We start from the raw sequence: 19,172 nt of genomic DNA on the forward strand, positions 1-19,172 counted from the left end.
GCGCCGCCGCGGCAACGTGTTTTCGGCGCGGCGAGTGGAGCGGCGCGTGGGGTGCCGAGCCGTCCGACGTCAGCCCGGGCCGGCTCCGTGCGTGCTCACCTCATCAGCACTCACCGCGCCACACCAGGCTCTTGAGGGTGACCCCCGTGGCGAATCCACGGATCGCGTACTCACCGGGCCCGGGGTTGTAGTGCAGGCACCGGTCCCAGGTCTTGCCGTCGAAGGTCCAGGTGGCCTGGATGTGGTCCGCGCCCGGGTACCGGACGCCGTTGTTGAAGATGGAGCCGCCCCAGTGCCCGAAGGTGTGGGAGCCGTACCAGTTGTGCTCGGTCCTGATCACGGTCGGGCCGCCCGTGACGGAGCTGTCCCACACACAGACATTGCCCTTCGGGCAGTCGGGCGGACTGGCCTCCGCCGACGCGGTGGGAGCCGTCGCGATGACGCCCGCCAGCGAGGCGGTGGCGGCCAGGGACACAACGATCTTCTTGCGCATGAGGCAACCCCCGAGTGAGGTGAAGGGGAGCGCCGGGTCTCCGCACCGAATCCGCCGTCCGCGGCCCGCGCTCCTTGATGACGCGCTTCAGCTTCGCCGCACGGTCGGCGACGGGGCAATCACTTCCATGTTCTTCGAAGTGTCCGTCTCCCTCAGGAGCGGGCGGGGCCGTGCACGGTCAGGTGGGCCACCTCGTACGACATCGCCGTCACCCCCTCCTCCGGCGCCGGGTGGTACCTGCCCGCGGACACCGAGAGGTTCACGATCACGTAGGCGTGCCAGCCGCGGCCCACCCCCTTCCGGTCCGCGAAGACCCGCCGGCCGTTGACCCACCAGATGACGGATCGCGCGCGGAACTCGACCTGCAGATCGACCCACGCCCCGGGGAGGACCGACGCGTCGGTGTAGGAGCGGTGGGCTCCCCTGACATGGTTCGACAGTTCCAGCAGACCGGGATTGTCGGGGTGGTACTCGAAGACGTCGATCTCGTTCCGGCCGTCCCGCCACGTCCAGATGGCCGGCCAGGCCCCGATCTCCTCGGGCAGCCTGACCCGGGTCCGCAGCGTGTCGCCGGTGCGGACGGTGAACTCCTGCGCGCTGCCCTCCGTGGTCAGCAGGCCCGTGTCCCAACTGCCGTCGGGGCGGCGGGTGGCGCGGAAGGTGCCGGTGCGGCTGTAGTCGGCGTCGGGCACGAGGTGGTCGAGCTTGTCGTCCCCCGGATTGACCGGACCGCCCTCCGGATACGCCCAGGACCGGCCCGCGACCCACTGCTCCTCGCTGGTGAAGTCGGCCGTGAAACGGGGCGTGCCCTCCACCGGCGGCGGCCCGCCGGGAGCGGGGACGGAGGCCTTCGGCCCGAGTTTGTGGGTGAGCCATTCCCGGAGCACCGATCCGTGCTGGTTCACGGCGTCCCTCCTGTCGACGAGCGGGAGGAGATTTCCACCGCATTCCATGCTAAGCGCGGCATTTCCCCGTACGCCCGGAACGGCCGGCGAAACCACTCGTACGATGCGACCTGCGTCGCGGCGGCTCCCGGCAGGCGCATCCGCCCCGACGGCGCGCCCCCGGCCAGCAGTTGGCCGCCGATGGTCATGGTCCCGTCCACCATGTCGGGCGCGCCGGGAGGGTGGGTCCGGCACATGTCCGGTGCGGCGACGGGCTCCTACGGTTTGCGCAACCAACCACCACTGCGGGAGCCGGTCACCATGCGTTTGCGTACATCGCGCACCACGAGCAGCAGATTCCTCCGCGGGCTGTCCCTGCTGGCCGCCGGCGCGGTGCTGGCCGGGTGCAGTGCCGCGGGCACGGCCGGCGGCACCTCCGCGGACGGCGCGGACTCCGCCGCCGTCAAGGTCGGCCTGGTCTACTCCCGCAGCGGGCCGCTCGCCGCGTACGGGAAGCAGTACCGGGAGGGCTTCACCGCGGGGCTCGCCTACGCCACGCACGGCACCGGCAAGGCCGGCGGCCACACCGTCGAGGTCGTCGAGCAGGACGACGCCGGGGACCCGGCGAAGGCCGTCGCCGAGGCCAAGAGCCTGCTCGGCAAGGGCGTCAGGATCCTGGCGGGGACCACCGACTCGGGGGTGGCCCTGCAGATGGCGCCGCTGGCGGCGCAGAACCGCGTGCTGTTCGTCAGCGGCCCCGCGGCGACCGACGCGGTGACCGGGATCAACAAGTACACCTTCCGCTCCGGGCGCCAGTCCTACCAGGACATCCTCACCGCCGGCTCGCTGCTCGGCGACCCGCGCGGCCGCAAGGTGACGGTGCTCGCGCAGAACTCGGCGTTCGGGCAGGCCAACGTGGCCGCGGTGAAGGCCGTGCTGGGCGCCCGGGGCGCCCGCGTGAGCTCGGTGCTGGCCCCGCCCGGTGCCGGCGACCTCACCCCGTTCGCCCAGCAGGTGAAGTCCGCGAAGCCCGACCTGGTCTTCGTGGCGTGGGCCGGCGCCTCGGCGCCGGCGCTGTGGACGGCGCTGAACCAGCAGGGGGTGCTGGACGCCGCCAAGGTGGTGACCGGTCTCGCCGGCACCGCCTCGTACCCGGTGTTCGGCCCGGCCGGCGGCAAGGTGTCCTTCCTCGCCCACTACTTCCCCGGCGCTGCCGCGGGCCCGGTGGAGACCGCGATGCTCGACGGCATCACCAAGGCGGGCGGCACGCCCGACCTGTTCAGCCCCGACGGCTTCACCGCGGCCCAGATGGTGGTGCACGCCATCGAGTCCGGCAGCGCCACCGACACCGCGGCGATGGTCAAGGCGCTGGAGGACTGGACGTTCAACGGGCCCAAGGGCAGCGAGCGGATCCGCGCCCAGGACCACGCCCTGCTGCAGCCGATGTTCACCGCCCGGCTGACCGGGACGGGCGCGTCCGCCGCACCGCACCGGCTCACGACGCTGCCCATGGCCGCGGTCGCGCCCCCCGTGAAGCCGACGGCGGGCTGACCATGACCTCCGCCACCCGTACCCCGCAGGGCGCCGCGAACCGGCCCGGCCCGGCCCCCGCCCCCGTCCTCCGGCTCGACCAGGTCGGCTGGACCGTGGGCGGCGCCACCATCGTCGAGGACGTCTCCCTCGCCGTGCGCGAGGGTGAGTTCCTCGCCTTCATCGGCCCCAACGGGGCCGGCAAGACCTCCCTGTTCAACCTCATCAGCGGACTCGTCCCGGCCACCCGCGGCACCATCGTGCTCGACGGTGCCGACATCACCGCCGAGTCCGTCCCGGCCAGGGCGCGGCGCGGGCTCGGCCGCACCTTCCAGACCTCCAGCCTGTGGCCCGCGATGACCGTGGCCGACCACGTACGGCTGGCGGCGCAGGCGGCCGCCGGGGGTTCGTACCGGATCTGGCGGCGCGCCGACCGCCGTCAGCGGCAGGTCGACGAGGTGCTGGAGCGCACCGGCCTGCGGGAGCGCGCCGAGGCGACGGCCGCGAGCCTGTCGCACGGCGAGAAGCGCAAACTCGAACTGGCGGTGCTGCTGGTCGGCGAGCCGCGGCTGATGCTGCTGGACGAGCCGATGGCCGGTGTCAGCGCCGAGGAGGTCCCCGCGCTGACCGACCTCATCCGCTCCCTGCACCGGGACGAGGGCCGCACCGTCCTGATGGTCGAGCACCACATGGAGGTGCTGCTGGGCCTGGCCGACCGGCTCGCGGTGATGCACCACGGCACGCTCCTCGCGCTGGACACCCCGCGCCGGGTGATGGACGACGCCACCGTGCAGCAGGCCTACCTCGGGGAGGCGCTGTGAACGCCCCGGCAGCTCCCCTGCTGGAGGTGCGCGACCTGCGGGTCGTCATCGGCGGCCGGCACATCCTGCACGGCGTCGACCTCGAGGTCGCCGCCGCCGGGGTGACCGCCCTGCTGGGCCGCAACGGCGCGGGCAAGACCACCACGGTCCGCGGCGTCCTCGGGCTCGTGCCGCGCACCGGCAGCGTCCTGTTCGGCGGCGAGCAGACGGTCCGGCTGGCCACCCACACCCTGGTCCGCCGCGGCATCGGGTACGCGCCCGAGGACCGCGGGGTGTTCGCCGGCCTGACGGTCGCGGAGAACCTGCGGCTCGCCGAGCGGCGGGGGGCCGGCGAACCCGCCTACGCCCTGGTGCACGAACTCTTCCCGGAACTGCGGCAGCGGGCCAGGCAGGCGGCCGGCACCCTCTCCGGCGGGCAGCAGCAGATGGTCGCCATCGGCCGCACCCTGCTGAACGGGAACCGGCTGATCATCGCCGATGAGCCCACCAAGGGCCTCGCGCCCAAGGTCGTCACCGAGGTGGCCCACGTACTGGAACGCGCGGCCCAGGCCGTACCCGTCCTGCTCGTGGAGCAGAACCTCGCCATGGTGCGGCGGCTCGCCGAGCACTGCGTCGTGCTGGCCGACGGCCGCACCTCGCACCGCGGCCCCGCCGCCGAACTGCTGGCCGACCCCGAGGCCATGCGGCGGCTGCTGGGCGTGGGGCGGACCGGCGGAACACCGGCGCGGGCCGCGGGACTCGGGAAGGACGGCTTCTGATGCCCACCATCGTGCTGCTCGCCCTCACCGGGCTGGGACTGGGAGCGCTGTACTTCCTCGTCGCGTCCGGCCTGTCCCTCATCTTCGGACTGATGGACGTCCTGAACTTCGCGCACGGCGCCCTGCTGTCGGTCGGCGCCTACGGCACCTGGTGGGCCGCGTCCGGCCACCTCCCGGGAGCCGGGCCGGGCGGATCCGGGTTCGTCCTGGCCGTCGCCTTCGGCACGGCGACGGGAGCCGCGGCGGCCGTCCTGCTCGAACTGGCCCTGATCCGACCGCTGTACGCCCGCCCCCGCGAACAGGTCCTCGCCACCGTCGGCGTCGGGCTCGCGATCCCGGCGCTGCTCTCCGCGATCTGGGGCGCCGACGCCCGTCCCTTCCCCGGACCGCGGGCCCTGTCGGGCACGTTCGACCTGCTCGGCGCCCACATCCCCGTCAACCGCCTCGTCCTGATCGGCGCCGCAGCGGTCGTGCTCGCGGCCCTGAAGCTCTTCCTCGGAGGCACCCGGCACGGGCTGGTCGTCCGCGCCGGCGTCGAGGACCGGGCCATGGTCACGGCGCTGGGCATCGACGTCCGCCGGGCCTTCACCCTGGTCTTCGCCATCGGCGGGGCCGCGGCCGCGCTGGCGGGCGCCCTCAGCGGCCTGTACTTCGGGTCCGTCGACCCCGGCCAGGGCACCTCGCTGCTCATCTTCGCCTTCGTCGTGGTCGTCATGGGCGGCATGGGCTCGGTCACCGGCGCCGCCCTGGCCTCGGTCGCCGTCGGCCTCGTCCAGCAGTTCGCCAACTACTACACCACCGCGGGACTCGGCGACCTCGCCGTGGTCGTGCTGCTCGCCGCGCTGCTCCTCGTCCGGCCGCGCGGCCTCACCGGGAGACTCGCGTGACCACCACGACCCAGACGCAGGACTCCGTCCGCGAACGCCCCGCCACCGCCGCCGGCCGCGGCCGGCGCCGGCAGGTCGCCCGCTGGTGGCCGGCCGCCGTCCTGCTGGCGCTGCTGACCGCGCCGTACAGCGCGCTGCCCCTGCCGGGGCTGCTGGACGGCCCCATCGGCAGCCCCGGCAGCCTGCAACTGCTCGCCCTGTGCCTGGTCTTCGGAGCCCTGGCCACCGGCTACGACCTGCTGCTGGGGCGCACCGGCCTGCTCTCCTTCGGGCACGCGCTGTACTTCGCCGCGGGCAGCTACGCCACCAACACGATCATGTTGGAGGCCGGGCTGCCCTTCGCCACCTCGGCGCTCCTGGCGCTGCTGTTCGGCACCGCGCTGGCCGCGCTGCTGGGCTCGGTGGGCCTGCGGGTGAACGGCATCGGCTTCTCAATGGTGACCCTGGCGTTCGCCCAGGCCGGGTCGATCCTCGTGCAGCGCGACCCGGGCGGCCTCACCGGCGGGGAGGAGGGGCGCGCCGCGCCCGCCGACCGATTGCCCGCCTCCCTGGTGGGTATCGACCACACCGTCAACCTGTACTGGATCGCCCTGGCCTACCTCGTCGTCACGCTGCTCGCCGTCCACCTGGCGGTGCGCTCGCCCACCGGCCGGGTCTGGGAGGGCATCAAGGAGAACGAGCGCCGGGTGGAGGTGCTGGGACTGCGGCCCTACGGGTTCAAGCTGGTGGCGTTCGTCCTGTCCGGCGCGCTGGCGGCCCTCGGCGGCATCGTCTACCTGCTGCTGACCGGCGGCGCCACCCCGCGGAGCACCACGTCCGACTTCACCCTGTCGCTGCTGGTGATGGTGGTCCTGGGCGGGTCCGGCTCGCGCTGGGGGCCGCTCGTCGGCGGGGTGCTGTACACCTGGGCCGACCACCGCCTCGGCGACCTCGCCGGGTCCGGTGCGGTGGCCGGGCTGCCCGCGGTGCTGCGCGTGCCGCTCTCCCAGCCCCTGTTCCTGCTCGGCAGCGTCTTCGTCGCGGTGGTGTACCTGCTGCCCGGTGGTGTGGTGCGGCTGCCGGAACGGATCCGCGCCGCCCGGACCCCGGCGGCCGCCGGCCGCACCATGGCAGATGCCGAGCCCGCCGAACGGAAAGAGACCCCCGCGCCATGACGCAGCAGCCCATCCCCGCCGTCGAACCGGCGGCGTTCGAGGAGTTCACCGTTCCCGTCGACGGCGGGGACCTCGCCGTCCTGCGCTGGCCCGCGACCGAGCCGGACGCACCGGTGGTGCTGGCGCTGCACGGGATCACCGGCAACGCCCTGTCCTGGGCGCGCGTCGCCCACCACCTGGCGGGCCGCGTCACGCTGCTCGCCCCCGACCTGCGCGGGCGGGCGCACAGCGCGGCGCTGCCCGGACCGTACGGGATCGCCCGCCACGCCGATGACGCGGCGGCCGTGGCGGCGGCGGCCGGGGCGCCGCGCGTGCTGCTGGCCGGGCACTCCATGGGCGCCTTCACCGCCGCCCTGGCCGCGGTGCGCCACCCGGACCGGTTCTCCACCCTGTTGCTGGTGGACGGCGCCGTGGGGTTCCCGGCCCCGCTGGAGCTGGCCCCCGACGAGCTGATCACGGCGGTGATCGGACCGGCGATGAGCCGGCTGTCGATGACCTTCCCGGACCGCGCCGCCTACCGGTCCTTCTGGCAGGCGCATCCGGCCATCGGCTCGCCCTGGGAGCCGTGGGTGGACGACTACGTGCAGCGCGACCTGGTGGGGCAGGAGCCGGAACTGCGGTCCTCCTGCCGCATCGAGGCGGTCCGCACCGACGGCGTCGACCTGTTCTCCGAGGAGGTCCTCGCCGCCGTCCACCACCTGCCGGGCGAGGCCCGGCTGCTGTGGGCCGAGCGCGGTCTGATGGACGAGCCGCAGGGGCTGTACGACGAGGGGCGGCTGGCCGCGGCCGGCCTGGACCACCCGAACGTCACGGCGCTGATGCTGGCGGGCACCAACCACTACACCATCCTCATCGGGGACGACGGTGCCCGCACCGTGGCCCGGCACCTCGTGGAAATGGCAGGTCCGTCATGATTCCGTCCACCCTGCGCGGCCTCGTCCGGCGCCTCGGCGTGATCCTCGTCCTCGGGCTCCTCGCCGCCGGGCTGGTAGGCGGGCCGGCCGCCGCGGCCGGCGGCACCTACCAGCAGGTGACCGGCTTCGGCTCCAATCCGGGAAATCTGACGATGTATCAGTACACGCCGGCGAACCTGCCCGCCGGCGCCCCGCTCGTCGTCGCGCTGCACGGCTGTACGCAGACCGCGAACGACTACCACGCGCACTCGGGCTGGCAGAAGTACGCCGACCTGTGGGGCTTCGCCGTGGTCTACCCGCAGACCGGCACGGCCAACAACAGCCTGTCCTGCTTCAGCTGGTTCGACGCGGCCAAGGACACCCGCGGACGCGGCGAGGCGGCCTCGGTGGTGCAGATGGTGGACCACGCCCGGGCGCAGCTCGGCTCCGACGGCCGGCGGGTCTTCGTCACCGGCCTGTCCGCGGGCGGCGGCATGGCCGCCGACCTGCTCGCCGACTACCCCGACGTGTTCGCCGGCGGCGCCGTCGACTCCGGGCTGCCGGCCCACTGCGCCACCACCCAGAACGCCGCCTCGTCGTGCCAGAACAACAGCCAGAACCTCACTCCCGCGCAGTGGGGCGACAAGGTCCGCGCCGCCTTCCCCGGGTACACCGGGCCGTGGCCGCGCGTCGCGATCTGGCAGGGGTCGTCGGACTCCACCGTCAAGCCGGTCAACGGCACCGAGCTGCGCGACCAGTGGACCGACGTCCTGGGCGTCGGCCAGGCCGCGACCAGCACCCGGAACCTGCCCGGCAACACCACCGTGAGCAACTACGCCGACAGCACGGGCCGTCCGGCCGTGGCGCTGTACTCGATCTCCGGCATGGGCCACGGACTGGCCGTGAACCCCGGCTCCGGCGAAAGCCAGTGCGGCACCGCCGGCGCCTACTTCCTCAACACCGTCTGCTCCAGCTACCACACCGCCGTGTTCTGGGGCCTGGACGGCTCCCCCACCGCGCCCGGCGCGCTCCCCGCGCCCACCGGCGTCCGGGTCACGGCGACCACCGGCAGCACCGTGTCACTGACCTGGGACGCGGTCGACGGCGCGGTCTCGTACTCCGTCCGGCGCGGCGGCACCGCCGTGGGGTCCACCGCGTCGACGTCGTACACCGACACCGGGCTGGCCCCCGGCGCCGCCTACGGGTACACCGTCGCCGCGGTCGACTCCACCGGCGCCACCGGCGCCGTCTCCGCGACGGTCACGGCGACGACCACCGGGACCGCCCCCCGGTGCTTCACCGCCAGTAACTACAGCCACGTCGCGGCCGGTCGCGCGCACCAGAGCGGCGGCTACACCTACGCCAACGGCTCGAACCAGAACATGGGCCTGTACAACGTCTTCACCACCCACACCCTGCGCGAGTCCCCGGCCGGCTGGTTCACCCTCGCCGACACGGGCTGCCCGGCGTGACGCCCCGTGGTCGGCCCCCGCGCCGGGGCCGACCACGGGCGGACCGCGGACAGGGGTGATATCAGTCCACTGTGGACGAACATCGTGAAACGAACGGACCGGACCGCATCTCCCGGCAGCCGCGGCTGCTCTCGACCTCCTGCGGCAACTGCTCGTGCTGCGGGGAGGGGGCCTGCGTCAGAGGACCGGACAACGGCTGCCCGGTGGATCTGGAGAGCGTGACGTCCTGTCCCTGCCTGACGCGCTGACCCGTACGGCCCAGCGGCGGGGTCCCGGTCAGCGGTCCCGGCCGAGCAGCGGGAACGTCTGCGCGTCGTGCCACCGTGCGCCGTCCCACACCACCAGCTGGACCTCCGTGACGCGGACGGCGAGGGGCAGCCCGCCCGCCAGGTCGGCCTCGACCGCGTCCAGCTCGGCCGGATCCGCGCTGTAGGCGACGGTCAGGTGCGGTACCGCGTCGGCGTAGCGGCCCCGGTACGGCGGCGCCTCCGGCCAGCGGCCGAAGACGTCGGCGGTGATTGCGCGCAGCGGGCCGTCCGGCTCCGGGACGAGATGGAGCATCCCGGGAAAGCGCCCGCAGCGGGCGAAGCCGATCTCGAACGGCGCGTGCGCGCCCAGCGCCTCCCGCAGTGCGCCGACGACGGTGTCGTCGATCCGCGCGGGGTCCAGGAACGGGTAGAGCACCGACACATGGGCCGGGACCCCGGTCGCGGCGGCGGGGTCGAGGCGCTGCCGCCAGGGTCCGACGAGCGGTTCCGCCGCCGGGACCTTGACGACCAACGCCGTCCGGCCGGCCGCGGGCCGCGCACTGTCCTGTGACGCCATCGTTCCGGTCCCGGTCCCGTCCGTCGTCCCGCGCTCGCCGGCCAGCAGGCTATCGCAGGCGCCGGGGACGGCTCCACGGCGGATGCGGAACCTCCCGACGGCCGCGACCTCGGCGGATATTGGTACGGACCTTGACAGGTCCAGACCAATCCGGTTGAGTGCAGGGCGATCCACCCACTCAACCCCCCACTAGGAGTGGCCCCGTGTCCAAACAACGGATCATGGCGTTCATCACCGCTCTGATCGTCGCGGTCGGCCTGGCGGTCCTCGTACCGCTGGCGTCCACCGCCTCCGCCGCGCAGTGTACGACCGCGTGGAACTCCTCCACCGTGTACACCGGCGGACTCTCCGCCTCCTACAACGGTCACAACTGGTCCGCGAAGTGGTGGACCCAGAACGAGACGCCCGGCACCGCGGACGTCTGGGCCGACCAGGGCGCCTGCGGCAGTACGGGCGGCGGCACCGGCGGTACCGGCGGCACCGGTTCGTGCGACTACCCCGCGTGGGTCGCGGGCCGGGCCTACGTCACCGGCGACATCGTCAAGTACACCGACGGCAAGGCGTACCAGGCCGAGCACGACAACCCCGGCTACGACCCCGTCATCAGCACCTGGTACTGGGAGCCGTACACCTGCGGCAGCACGCCGACCACCCCGCCGCCGAGCCAGGGCGGATTCCCGGTCAGCGAGGCCCAGTTCAACCAGATGTTCCCGAGCCGCAACTCGTTCTACTCCTACAGCGGCCTGAAAGCGGCCCTCGGCGCCTACCCCGGCTTCGCCAACACCGGGAGCGACACCGTCAAGCGGCAGGAGGCCGCCGCCTTCCTCGCCAACGTCAACCACGAGACCGGCGGGCTCGTCTACATCGTCGAGCAGAACACCGCCAACTACCCCCACTACTGCGACGCGAGCCAGTCCTACGGCTGCCCCGCCGGCCAGTCCGCGTACTACGGGCGCGGCCCGATCCAGCTGAGCTGGAACTTCAACTACAAGGCCGCGGGCGACGCGCTCGGCATCGACCTGCTGCACAACCCCAACCTCGTCCAGACCGACTCGTCCGTGGCCTGGAAGACCGGCCTGTGGTACTGGAACACCCAGAACGGGCCGGGCACCATGACCCCGCACAACGCCATGGTCAACAGCCGCGGCTTCGGTGAGACCATCCGCAGCATCAACGGATCCATCGAGTGCAACGGCGGCAACCCCGCCCAGGTCCAGAGCCGGATCGACGCCTACCAGCGCTTCGTCCAGATCCTCGGAGTCCCGGCGGGCAACAACCTCGGCTGCTGAGGCCCGCTGACCGCACACGCGGCCCACGGTGAATCCCAGAACCATGACCGGTCACCGGAGAACCGATTGTTTTCGGAAAGAGTGGCTGATTCGGTCAGTCGGCGCCGCTGTCAATAGCCTTATCCGGAATATCTCATTCATGTCTCCCCATGCGAGTTACCGTGATGTAGGCTACGCGGAGGATTCCAATGGACCGAAGAAGGCCACACGTCGGACACCCCGCATGTAGGCCTTCTTCTGCTGTGCGCCCGTATACCGTCCGCACGGAATGTTTTTGGATCGCTTTACTCCCCGAGGAAGTGCGCTGTGCCGACCGTCCGGGAAGCTGACCTCATTGCCGCGTCCTCCCCCTGACCATAGGGAGGCGCGGCTTGTTTGCGGTGGGTGTTCCGACTTTATTCGATCTTGTGGTCGTTGGCACGGCCCTCCACGAGAGGCCCGCAGACGGCCATACGGGGGAAGGCAGGACGCCGAACATGGCTCAGATACAACTGCTGATCGCCGATGACCAGGTCGTGACCCGATCCGGGCTGATGGCGATGACGAGGGAAGCTCCGGGACTGGACGTGGCCGGCGTCGCCCAGGACGTGGCCGGCGTCCTGAGCGCGGTGGACCGTGCGCACCCCGACATCGTGCTGCTCAACCTCCGCACCCTGACCGCCGAGCGGTTCCGACATCTCGTCCGGCTGATCGGTGCGCACGCCTCGATCATCGTCCTGTGGTGCCACGACTCGCTGGTCACCATCCAGGACGCGCTGCGGGCCAAGGTCGCCGGGTTCATGGACCTGGAGATCCTGCAGGAGGACTTCGCCAGCGTGATCTCGCTGGTCAGCCGCGGCTGCGCGGTGTACCTGCTGCCCCACGAACGGCTGTCCGACATCAGCACCGAGTACCCCGCCCCCTCCGCCCCGGCCGCGATCTCCAACCTCACCTCGCGGGAGAACGACGTCCTCCTGCTGCTGGCCGACGGGATGACGAACAAGCAGATCGGCTCGACGCTGCACATCGCGGAGAACACGGTCAAGAAGCACGTCCACCGCGCGATGATCAAGATTTCGGCCTCCAACCGGGTGGAGGCGGCGCTGCTGGTCTCCCAGCTCGGCCCCAAGCGGTGACCGGGGCCCGCCGTCACCTCAGGAGGGACGTGAGCAGCACGTCGTACGTCCGTCCCGCACCGGCGAGCGCCTGCTCGCCCTTCATGGCGACCTCGTGCCCGAGGTAGGTCAGCGCGCCCAGCAGCGCGAGCGCGAGCTGCCGGGACGTCTCGGCGCCGTCGGACGCGGCCGGCGGACGGGCCTGCTCCACCAGCCGGATCGTCGCCGACAGCCACCACTGCTCGTCGATCTGCCGCCACCGCTCGTAGCCGAGCACCGCCGGCGCGTCGAGCAGCAGCAGCCGGGCGACGGCGGGATCGGCGCACAGGGCGAGGAACGCCCGCCCGGAGCGCAGCAGCCGCGCGACGGGCTCGTCCCCGCCGTCCAGGGCCTGGATCCGTAGCGCGAGTTCGCGGTGGATGTCGTGCACGACGTCCACCAGCAGCGCCTCCTTGCCGGCCCAGTGGTGGTACAGCGCACCGGTCGTCACCCCCGAACTGCGGGCGATCTCCGCGATGGTGGTCGAGGAGTACCCGCGCTCACTGAACAACTCGCGGGCGGTGCGCGTCAGTTGGCCGCGCGTCTGGCGGGTTCGCTCCACGTTGGATCTGCGCGTCGACATACCGAACGATGCTATGTTATTGCGATGATGGATGTCGACGCAGCTCAGGCCGTTCTCGATACCAGCCCCTTCGGACCCTGGTGGGGATTCCGGGTGGAGGCCGTCAGCAAAGGGCAGGCCAAGGTCTCCCTGCCGCAGCGCCCGGAGCTCTTCCGCCCCGGCGGCGTCCTGCAGGGCGGCTGCGCCATGACGCTGGCCGACGTCACCTGCTGGATCGCGATCATGTCGCTGTTCGGCGCGGACGACCCGTCCGTCACCCAGCAGATGACGACCAGTTTCCTCGGCCCGGCGCGCACCGACCTGGTCTGCGAGTCCACGATCCTGCGGCCCGGCCGGCTGATCGTCTACGGCACCGCCACCACGACCGACACCGCCGGCAAGATCGTCTCCCACCACACCCTGACCTACATCCGGCCGCCGGAGCGCAACGGCGTCTGACCGAGCCGGTCCACGGGCCCGAAAAGTACCCCCCGGGTACCCCGTAGGTGCCACCGGCATACTCCCTTAGTGCCCCGCCGATAGGGCCCCAACGTGGCCTACCGACGCCGCGAACCCCCCGGTTAGGCTGAATTTCCTCAGCTACCCGGAGGAGAATTCGTATGGCGTCCGTCTTTTCGGAAACCGTGGATCTGGAAAGCGTCAAGGAACTCCCTGAGGAATACCGCGAGGTGCTGACGCATCAGATGCTCGCCAATGGCGAGGGCGAGTTGAGCGCGGGCGACACCTACGTGGACTCGTTCTATCCGCTCGCCCCCAATGCCGACGAGCGCTATATGTGCCTCAAGTTCGGCATGGAAGAGGTGGACCACTTCCGGCGCTTCGCCAAGCTGCTCGCCCCGCTCGGCGTCGACACGTCGCACATGGTGAACCAGGCCGTGGCGGACCGGCGTTACTTCCCGGCCGAGAGCATGACCACGCAGTTCACCGTCTGGGAGGAACGCGCCGCGTTCAGCTTCCTGTGCGAACTCGAAGGGCATTTCCAGATCAAGGAGATGACCACCAGCACCTACGGCCCGCTGCGGGTCGAGGCCGACGCCATCCTCAAGGAAGAGGCCCGGCACTTCGGTTACGGCAAGCGCCTGATGTCGGAGGCCTACGACGCCGACGCGCAGTCGCGGGACCGGGCCCAACAGGCGCTGGACAAGTTCTACCCGATGGCGCTGGACATGTTCGGCCGGCCCGACTCCCGCCGCGGCCGGCTCGCGGTCCGGTGGGGCCTGCGCAAGAACGACAACGGCGAGCTGCGCGAGCTGTACAAGACCGCGATCGCCGAGCACATCGAGAAGATCGGCTTCTCCGTCCCCAAGGTCGACCCCTCGCAGCTGCAGTTCTCCTGAGCGACCGCCGGCCCGCCCTGCCGGCCGCCTCCCCGGCCCGATCCACCTCCCCGGAACCACCCACCTCACCGGAGTAGGAATCGATGACGACGACCGACCAGCTGATCGACCGGATCAAGACGCACCGCGTCTTCGACCACCCCCTGTACGAGCACTGGGCCGCGGCGCCCCCCTCCCCCGAGGTCTCGGGCGCCCTCTTCCACCAGGTGCAGTCGTTCTGCGCCTCGACCCGCCCCGGCGGCGACTTCCCCACCGCCCTGCGCGGCCTGGGCTGGGACCAGCAGGCGACCCTCATCGAGGAGATCGTCGACAGTGAGTCCGGGCACGGCCCGGAACTGGCCACGATGGCCGGACACATCGTCAACCGCACCGGCTCCCAGGTCTTCGACGACGTCTACGACACCGAACGCGTCGAGGCCTGGCTCAAGGACGCCTCCGACCGGCTGCTGGCCGGACTGCCCGGCTACGACCTGGAGACGGGACTGACGCCCCAGGCGGCCGCCGCCATCGACGTGTTCCGCCGCCGGTTCTCCTCCGACGCCGCCACCACCGTCCGCAACCTCGGTACGGCGCTGGCGCTGGAGATCATCTCCAACCAGTCGCTGATCCCGGGCGAGAAGCGCGCGCTCATCGACTCGGGCCACTACAAGGCCGACCTCGACGAGCCCGAGATGCACTACATGGCGGAGCACTGGGGCGACGCCGGCGCCGAGCAGCAGCACGAGGCGAACGTGATCCTGGCCGTCTCCTCGGTCATGGACGACTCGAACAGCGCGCAGATCGAGCAGGGCGTGGAGGACTTCCTGGAGTCCCTGTGCGCGCTGTGGGACGTGCTGGACGCGGCACTGCTCGCGTCCGGTCTGCGGCCGGCCGCATAACTCTCCGCCGGACGGGCCGGCGGTTCGCGCCTGCGGGCGGAACCGCCGGCCCGGCTGTCACTGGACGGGATTCAGGGGTGGGTCATGAGTGTGTTCAAGCAGATGGACGGCCACGAGCAGGTGCTGCTCAGTTCGGGCCCGGGCGGGCTCCGCTGCGTCATCGCCATCCATTCGACCTTGCTGGGCCCCGCGCTCGGCGGCGTCCGCTTCCTTCCGTACCGCGATGACGACCAGGCCATCGACGACGCGCTGCGCCTGTCGCGGGCGATGACGTACAAGGCCGCCTGCGCGGGCCTCGACATCGGCGGCGGCAAGGCCGTCATCTTCGGCGGCCCCGGCGTCGAGAAGTCCGAGACGCTGCTGCGGGCGTTCGGGCAGGCGGTCGAGAGCCTGTCCGGGCGCTTCATCGCCGCCTGCGACATGGGCATCACCACCGCCGACCTGCGGGTGATGCGCAAGGAGTCGCAGTGGATCCGCGGTCTGGACACCGAGGAGGGCGGCTCGGGAGAGTCGGGCGCCATGACCGCCTACGGCGTGAGCCTGGGCATCCGGGCGTGCCTGGAGTTCCTCGACGGCAGTGACAGCCTCAAGGGCCGCCACGTCGCCATCGACGGGGTCGGCAAGGTCGGTGCCCGGCTCGCGGCCCACCTGGCCGACGGCGGCGCGCAGCTGACCGTGGCCGACATCGACCAGGACAAGGCCGAGCGGGTGGCCGACGAGTGCGGGGCGGAGGTCGTCAGCCGGGAGAAGCTCTACCTGCTCGACGTGGACGTCCTCAGTCCGAACGCCGTCGGCAACGTCATCGACGCCTCCCTGGTGGACAACCTCCGCTGCCGGATCGTCGCGGGCGGGGCCAACAACCAGCTCACCGCGCCGGCGGTCGCCGACCGGCTGGCGGCGCGCGGCATCCTGTACGCACCGGACTTCGTCATCAACGCCCTGGGCCTGATCCAGGTGGTCGACGAACTGCACCCAGCGGGCCACGACATGGCCCGGGTCAGGCAGCGCGCCCAGCTGATCCCGGAGCGGCTCGTCGAGATCTTCGGCCGGGCGAAGAACCTGAACATCAGCACGGCGGCCGCCGCGACCGGCATGGCGCGCGACCGCCTGGCGGCGGTGCGGGGCGTGCGGTCGTTCTGGCTGCCGCCGCGGTGCCCGTGAGCGGCCCGCACGGCGCGACAAGGAGCGTTGCCTGATGGAGTTGCAAGCCGCCGTCCGCACCCGCCGCAGCGAGCACCGGCTGCTCGATCCCGCGCCGAGCGACGAGGAGTTCACCGACCTGCTCGGCTGGGCGGCGACCGCGCCCGACCACGGGCACCTGCGCCCCTGGCGGTGGATCCTCGTGCGCGGCGAGAGCCGGGCGGCGCTGGGCGCGTCCTTCGCCGCCGGAGCCACCGACGCGGAGGCCGTCCGGCGCGCGGCACGCAAGCCGCTGCGCGCCCCGCTCCTGGCGACCCTGGTCTTCGCGCCGCGGCGCAATCACCGGGTGCCGCACTGGGAGCAGCTCTGCGCGAGCAGCGCCATGGTCAACTCCCTGATGCTCCTGCTGCACGACCGGGGCTTCGGGAGCATCTGGCGCACCGGGTCGTCCGTCGACTCCGCCGGGACCCGGGCGCTGCTGGGGCTGGCCCCGCACGAAGGCCTCATCGGCTGGCTGTACGTCGGCACCCCGGACCCCACCCGGCCGTCGGGCCCGCGCTCCCCGGTCCCGGTCGGGGACCGGGTCTCACGGTTCACCCTCACGTCCTGCCCCGACGAGGACACGCCGGCGGCCCCGCAGGACGCGCGGGCGGCCGACGGGCGGGCGGTCACGTCGGGCACCCGCTGAACGGGCCCTGCGGGAGCGGGGCGTCGGCCAGGTCCGGCGCCCCGCCGCCGAGCAGCCGCAGGCCCAGCGGGGTCGCCGTGTGCAGCACGTACTTGCCGTCACGGCGGCTGTCCACGAGGCCGCCGTCCCGCAGCACCCCGATCTGGTAGCTGACGCTGGGCAGCGTGACCCCCACCGCCTCCGCCACCTCGGAGGTGGTGCGGGCGCTGCGGCGGGCCACCTCGGCCAGCACCGCCGCGCGCGTCCTGCCCAGCAGGCGCACCAGTCCGTGCGCCGTCCCACCCGCGCCGCCGAGCGGCACCTTCGCCACCGGGTAGACCAGCACCGGGGTCAGGCCCGGGTCCGCGAGCGCCGTGGGGCGGCCCCAGCAGAAGTACGAGGGGACCAGCAGCAGTCCGCGCCCCGCCAGGTGCAGATCGCGGTCGACCGGGTACTCCACCTCCAGCGTCGGGGAGTTCCACCGCGCCAGCGGCCGCAGCCCGTCCAGCAGCGCCTGGGTACCCCCCTCCAGCAGCGTGCGCGCCCGGCGGCCGATGTCGTTGTCGACGGCGGTGCGGATCCGCGGCCAGAAGGGCTGCACCAGGGCCCGGTGGTAGGTGGCGAGGGCGTTCGTGAGCGGGACCAGGCCGCCCGCGGCCCGCGGCCGGCCCAGCGCGGCGGCCCAGGCCGGGACGGGACGTGACTCGGCGAACCGCGACAGGTCACGGTCCAGCCGCCGGCGAGGAGTCGCGCGCACCAGGTCCAGCCCGGCGCCCAGCTCGCCCCCGGTACCGCTCGGCGTGAGGAAGTCCGGGATGTAGCCGGTCGCGGGGATCAGCGGGCGCAGCAGCCGCAGCGCCCGCTGCACGGTGGTGTCGCTGCGCAGCCGGTCGTAGGCCAGGCCGCGCCAGGGGCCGAAGTCCAGCGGTCCCTGCCCGGTCTGCAGGCGGCAGAAACTGCACACCAGTTCCCACAACGGGTCCGGCTGCTGGGCGATCCGGATGTTCTGCAGGTCGAGTGGGGTGAAGTGGACGCGGAGCATGCAGCCTCTTTCGCTCGCGGGCCCGACGCGGGTCGCGGCCGCACCGGTTCGAGATGGCCATGGATAAAGACCCGCACCGGTGCTCCGAGGTTGCCTCCCGCCCCCCAGCTGGAGCGTCACCTCCTTCGACCGGCGGCCGGCCGGCGCGTCCTCGGCCCCCGTCCGGCCCACCCGGGGACGGTGGCCGGGCGCCTGCGGCCGTACAGGGCGGAGCCGGCGGGCCGGGCGACCGGGACGGTCCTGTACGGCAGGGACTTGTCGAAGGTGACGACGGCGGCCGGTTGCCGGTACCGCGGCGCCGCCGTGTCCGGGGTCACCGGGCGCGTATACCGAAAATTTAGCGACTTGTCAGTGGGGCCTGACAGGATCAGCGTGCTCGGTCCACGAGCGCTACGGGGGATGTACGGGGGATGGGGACGGCATGACGGAATTCCTATGGCCACGGGGGGCGGACGCGGAGGACACCGCCGCGCTGGAGGCCTGGCTGGACGCGCGCGGGTGGGAGATCGACCCGACCATCTTCATGGCCGGCGTCGGGGGCCCGGCGGTGCAGGTGCGCCGGATCGGCGAGACGTGGCAGGACGGGGACGACGGGTTGCTGATCCTGCCCGGCGAGTCCGTGACGTTCGACGCCTGGCGGATGAGCGTCGTCCGGACGACCGGCAGGGGAACGCTCTGCCGCAGCGCGTAGGACGCGCCGCCCGGCCGCCGCGGTGAACGCGCGGCCGGGCGGCCGGTGCGGCCGCCGGAGGGCCGGACGCAGCGGCCCGGTTCGAGGCGGGTTCCAGCGCCGCGCGAGCCGGCGGTGGCAGGCTGGGACGGCCCGCCTCGCGCCGCAGTCCCGCGCATCCTCCGGCCACTCACCCAAGGATCTCCGTGCTCGACATGAATGCCCTTCAGCGGGGCGATGTACTGCTCCAGGCCGCCGTCGCCGAGGCCGCTCTCGGCGAGTCGGCCACGGCCCGCGGCAGGATCGAACTGCTGCTCGAACTCGACGACGAGACGCTGTACACCCTGACCAAGGCCGCGGTGACCTACCTCATGCGGATCCACCGCGCCGAGGGCGGCGAATGGACCCCCCGCCCGGACGGCGAGGCCGCCGAGAACCCCGTCTCCGCACCCCGGAGTTACACCATCGGGCTGCTGGACGCCTGGTCCGGCCGCGAGGGCGGCACCTTCAAGGCGCTCTTCGCCGCCGCGGCGGCCGATCCGCGACACCGCGCGGAGCTCCTGCGCGACCCGTTCGACCACGCCGTCGAGCGGGCGCTGGAACTGGCCGCCAAGCACGTCGGCCCGCACACCCTCGTCCGGCAGCTGTGCAAGTCCATCGCGCGGGAGGACCGTTCGATGGCCCTGGACTGGCCCTGAGCCGACCGCGGCGACCGC

At 72.5% G+C, this 19,172-nt stretch carries 21 protein-coding genes; 16 read left to right on the forward strand and 5 right to left on the reverse strand.

All coding sequences use genetic code 11. From position 1 onward, the window contains the following. Positions 1-103: 103 nt before the first annotated feature. Positions 104-493, reverse strand: coding sequence for a hypothetical protein (locus ABZ721_RS26520; RefSeq protein ID WP_358791209.1), 390 nt, complete (start codon positions 491-493; stop codon positions 104-106). 152 nt (positions 494-645) lie between these two features. Then, complete coding sequence (locus tag ABZ721_RS26525) at positions 646-1,308, reverse strand: beta-glucanase (protein ID WP_358791268.1); 663 nt, start codon at positions 1,306-1,308, stop codon at positions 646-648. Between the two features lie 390 nt (positions 1,309-1,698). Between ABZ721_RS26525 and ABZ721_RS26530 the strand changes: the two genes are divergently transcribed. From ABZ721_RS26530 to ABZ721_RS26560, 7 genes are read left to right on the forward strand one after another with little or no spacing between them, the layout of a single operon-like run. Then, positions 1,699-2,928 carry a substrate-binding domain-containing protein gene (locus tag ABZ721_RS26530; protein ID WP_358791210.1) on the forward strand — a complete coding sequence of 410 codons (1,230 nt, stop codon included), beginning with the start codon at positions 1,699-1,701 and terminating at the stop codon, positions 2,926-2,928. 2 nt (positions 2,929-2,930) lie between these two features. Beyond that, a complete protein-coding gene (locus ABZ721_RS26535) occupies positions 2,931-3,728 on the forward strand; it encodes an ABC transporter ATP-binding protein (protein ID WP_358791211.1) in 798 nt (265 codons plus the stop codon). Continuing rightward, complete coding sequence (locus tag ABZ721_RS26540) at positions 3,725-4,486, forward strand: ABC transporter ATP-binding protein (RefSeq protein WP_358791212.1); 762 nt, start codon at positions 3,725-3,727, stop codon at positions 4,484-4,486. Before ABZ721_RS26535 ends, ABZ721_RS26540 begins: the two co-directional genes overlap by 4 nt. Further along, positions 4,486-5,373, forward strand: a complete 888-nt coding sequence (locus ABZ721_RS26545) for a branched-chain amino acid ABC transporter permease (RefSeq protein WP_358791213.1) — start codon at positions 4,486-4,488, stop codon at positions 5,371-5,373. Before ABZ721_RS26540 ends, ABZ721_RS26545 begins: the two co-directional genes overlap by 1 nt. Beyond that, the gene (locus ABZ721_RS26550; protein WP_358791214.1) at positions 5,370-6,527 is read left to right on the forward strand and encodes a branched-chain amino acid ABC transporter permease; all 1,158 of its coding nucleotides are present in this window, start codon (positions 5,370-5,372) and stop codon (positions 6,525-6,527) included. The genes ABZ721_RS26545 and ABZ721_RS26550 overlap by 4 nt, the downstream gene beginning before the upstream one ends. Further along, positions 6,524-7,441 (forward strand): alpha/beta fold hydrolase, encoded by a 918-nt coding sequence (locus ABZ721_RS26555; RefSeq protein ID WP_358791215.1) that lies wholly within the window; start codon positions 6,524-6,526, stop codon positions 7,439-7,441. The genes ABZ721_RS26550 and ABZ721_RS26555 overlap by 4 nt, the downstream gene beginning before the upstream one ends. Continuing rightward, positions 7,438-8,892 (forward strand): PHB depolymerase family esterase, encoded by a 1,455-nt coding sequence (locus ABZ721_RS26560; RefSeq protein WP_358791216.1) that lies wholly within the window; start codon positions 7,438-7,440, stop codon positions 8,890-8,892. The genes ABZ721_RS26555 and ABZ721_RS26560 overlap by 4 nt, the downstream gene beginning before the upstream one ends. 276 nt (positions 8,893-9,168) lie before the next feature. On the opposite strand, the gene ABZ721_RS26565 is transcribed toward ABZ721_RS26560, so the two are convergent. Then, complete coding sequence (locus ABZ721_RS26565) at positions 9,169-9,717, reverse strand: 2'-5' RNA ligase family protein (protein ID WP_358791217.1); 549 nt, start codon at positions 9,715-9,717, stop codon at positions 9,169-9,171. Positions 9,718-9,938: 221 nt separating this feature from the next. Here ABZ721_RS26565 and ABZ721_RS26570 point away from each other — a divergent pair, with 221 nt between their 5' ends. Together ABZ721_RS26570 and ABZ721_RS26575 are read left to right on the forward strand one after the other, a co-directional pair. Beyond that, a complete protein-coding gene (locus ABZ721_RS26570; protein ID WP_358791269.1) occupies positions 9,939-11,006 on the forward strand; it encodes a glycoside hydrolase family 19 protein in 1,068 nt (355 codons plus the stop codon). A 476-nt stretch (positions 11,007-11,482) separates the two neighbouring features. Continuing rightward, positions 11,483-12,121, forward strand: a complete 639-nt coding sequence (locus ABZ721_RS26575) for a response regulator transcription factor (RefSeq protein WP_358791218.1) — start codon at positions 11,483-11,485, stop codon at positions 12,119-12,121. 13 nt (positions 12,122-12,134) lie between these two features. Here ABZ721_RS26575 and ABZ721_RS26580 read toward each other — a convergent pair whose 3' ends face one another. Then, the gene (locus ABZ721_RS26580) at positions 12,135-12,722 is read right to left on the reverse strand and encodes a helix-turn-helix domain-containing protein (RefSeq protein ID WP_358791219.1); all 588 of its coding nucleotides are present in this window, start codon (positions 12,720-12,722) and stop codon (positions 12,135-12,137) included. A gap of 24 nt (positions 12,723-12,746) precedes the next feature. Between ABZ721_RS26580 and ABZ721_RS26585 the strand changes: the two genes are divergently transcribed. The 5 genes from ABZ721_RS26585 to ABZ721_RS26605 all read left to right on the forward strand — a co-directional run bounded on the left by ABZ721_RS26585 (position 12,747) and on the right by ABZ721_RS26605 (position 16,765). Continuing rightward, entirely contained in the window at positions 12,747-13,160 is a 414-nt protein-coding gene (locus ABZ721_RS26585) for a PaaI family thioesterase (protein WP_358791220.1), read from the forward strand. 161 nt (positions 13,161-13,321) lie between these two features. After that, positions 13,322-14,059 (forward strand): Phenylacetic acid catabolic protein, encoded by a 738-nt coding sequence (locus ABZ721_RS26590; protein ID WP_358791221.1) that lies wholly within the window; start codon positions 13,322-13,324, stop codon positions 14,057-14,059. A gap of 83 nt (positions 14,060-14,142) precedes the next feature. After that, positions 14,143-14,937: a hypothetical protein gene (locus tag ABZ721_RS26595; RefSeq protein ID WP_358791222.1), complete on the forward strand. Its 795-nt coding sequence runs from the start codon at positions 14,143-14,145 to the stop codon at positions 14,935-14,937. Positions 14,938-15,021: 84 nt separating this feature from the next. Further along, positions 15,022-16,098 carry a Glu/Leu/Phe/Val dehydrogenase dimerization domain-containing protein gene (locus ABZ721_RS26600; protein ID WP_358791223.1) on the forward strand — a complete coding sequence of 359 codons (1,077 nt, stop codon included), beginning with the start codon at positions 15,022-15,024 and terminating at the stop codon, positions 16,096-16,098. A 34-nt stretch (positions 16,099-16,132) separates the two neighbouring features. Next, entirely contained in the window at positions 16,133-16,765 is a 633-nt protein-coding gene (locus ABZ721_RS26605; protein ID WP_358791224.1) for a nitroreductase, read from the forward strand. Here ABZ721_RS26605 and ABZ721_RS26610 read toward each other — a convergent pair. Further along, a complete protein-coding gene (locus tag ABZ721_RS26610; protein WP_358791225.1) occupies positions 16,746-17,786 on the reverse strand; it encodes a helix-turn-helix domain-containing protein in 1,041 nt (346 codons plus the stop codon). The two genes, ABZ721_RS26605 and ABZ721_RS26610, sit on opposite strands and share 20 nt — an antisense overlap. Positions 17,787-18,207: 421 nt before the next feature. Between ABZ721_RS26610 and ABZ721_RS26615 the strand changes: the two genes are divergently transcribed. Together ABZ721_RS26615 and ABZ721_RS26620 are read left to right on the forward strand one after the other, a co-directional pair. Beyond that, entirely contained in the window at positions 18,208-18,477 is a 270-nt protein-coding gene (locus tag ABZ721_RS26615) for a hypothetical protein (protein WP_358791226.1), read from the forward strand. A gap of 194 nt (positions 18,478-18,671) precedes the next feature. Continuing rightward, positions 18,672-19,154 (forward strand): hypothetical protein, encoded by a 483-nt coding sequence (locus ABZ721_RS26620; protein ID WP_358791227.1) that lies wholly within the window; start codon positions 18,672-18,674, stop codon positions 19,152-19,154. The last annotated feature ends 18 nt before the right edge of the window (positions 19,155-19,172 follow it).

This window comes from Streptomyces sp. NPDC006733, assembly GCF_040636125.1.
GTDB lineage: Bacteria > Actinomycetota > Actinomycetes > Streptomycetales > Streptomycetaceae > Actinacidiphila.

Bases quoted from the DNA above. Each gene is read 5' to 3' on its own strand.
- ABZ721_RS26520 (WP_358791209.1), bottom strand. From the start codon at position 493: ATGCGCAAGAAGATCGTTGTGTCCCTGGCCGCCACCGCCTCGCTGGCG.
- ABZ721_RS26530 (WP_358791210.1), top strand. From the start codon at position 1,699: ATGCGTTTGCGTACATCGCGCACCACGAGCAGCAGATTCCTCCGCGGG.
- ABZ721_RS26535 (WP_358791211.1), top strand. From the start codon at position 2,931: ATGACCTCCGCCACCCGTACCCCGCAGGGCGCCGCGAACCGGCCCGGC.
- ABZ721_RS26545 (WP_358791213.1), top strand. From the start codon at position 4,486: ATGCCCACCATCGTGCTGCTCGCCCTCACCGGGCTGGGACTGGGAGCG.
- ABZ721_RS26555 (WP_358791215.1), top strand. From the start codon at position 6,524: ATGACGCAGCAGCCCATCCCCGCCGTCGAACCGGCGGCGTTCGAGGAG.
- ABZ721_RS26560 (WP_358791216.1), top strand. From the start codon at position 7,438: ATGATTCCGTCCACCCTGCGCGGCCTCGTCCGGCGCCTCGGCGTGATC.
- ABZ721_RS26565 (WP_358791217.1), bottom strand. From the start codon at position 9,717: ATGGCGTCACAGGACAGTGCGCGGCCCGCGGCCGGCCGGACGGCGTTG.
- ABZ721_RS26570 (WP_358791269.1), top strand. From the start codon at position 9,939: ATGGCGTTCATCACCGCTCTGATCGTCGCGGTCGGCCTGGCGGTCCTC.
- ABZ721_RS26575 (WP_358791218.1), top strand. From the start codon at position 11,483: ATGGCTCAGATACAACTGCTGATCGCCGATGACCAGGTCGTGACCCGA.
- ABZ721_RS26580 (WP_358791219.1), bottom strand. From the start codon at position 12,722: ATGTCGACGCGCAGATCCAACGTGGAGCGAACCCGCCAGACGCGCGGC.
- ABZ721_RS26585 (WP_358791220.1), top strand. From the start codon at position 12,747: ATGATGGATGTCGACGCAGCTCAGGCCGTTCTCGATACCAGCCCCTTC.
- ABZ721_RS26590 (WP_358791221.1), top strand. From the start codon at position 13,322: ATGGCGTCCGTCTTTTCGGAAACCGTGGATCTGGAAAGCGTCAAGGAA.
- ABZ721_RS26595 (WP_358791222.1), top strand. From the start codon at position 14,143: ATGACGACGACCGACCAGCTGATCGACCGGATCAAGACGCACCGCGTC.
- ABZ721_RS26600 (WP_358791223.1), top strand. From the start codon at position 15,022: ATGAGTGTGTTCAAGCAGATGGACGGCCACGAGCAGGTGCTGCTCAGT.
- ABZ721_RS26605 (WP_358791224.1), top strand. From the start codon at position 16,133: ATGGAGTTGCAAGCCGCCGTCCGCACCCGCCGCAGCGAGCACCGGCTG.
- ABZ721_RS26610 (WP_358791225.1), bottom strand. From the start codon at position 17,786: ATGCTCCGCGTCCACTTCACCCCACTCGACCTGCAGAACATCCGGATC.
- ABZ721_RS26615 (WP_358791226.1), top strand. From the start codon at position 18,208: ATGACGGAATTCCTATGGCCACGGGGGGCGGACGCGGAGGACACCGCC.
- ABZ721_RS26620 (WP_358791227.1), top strand. From the start codon at position 18,672: ATGAATGCCCTTCAGCGGGGCGATGTACTGCTCCAGGCCGCCGTCGCC.